We start from the raw sequence: 230 nt of genomic DNA on the forward strand, positions 1-230 counted from the left end.
CGGCTGGATCACCTCCTTTCTAGGGAGACATACACTAGCACAAGATGTTAGATGTCACACTAGGTCGACACTTTGGTGTAATGGATAGACGTAGCATATGCGCTAGCTGTATCCAACCTTAATTGTTCAGTTTTGAGAGATTATCTCTCATATGTAGGCCTATAGCTCAGCTGGTTAGAGCGCACGCCTGATAAGCGTGAGGTCGGTGGTTCAAGTCCACTTAGGCCTAC

General features: G+C 47.0%; 1 tRNA gene. It reads left to right on the forward strand.

Annotated features, from left to right (window positions below):
• Positions 1-155: 155 nt before the first annotated feature.
• A tRNA-Ile gene (locus EO115_RS08335) sits at positions 156-229 on the forward strand.
• The last annotated feature ends 1 nt before the right edge of the window (position 230 follow it).

This window comes from Veillonella sp. CHU740, from assembly GCF_003992055.1.
GTDB lineage: Bacteria > Bacillota > Negativicutes > Veillonellales > Veillonellaceae > F0422.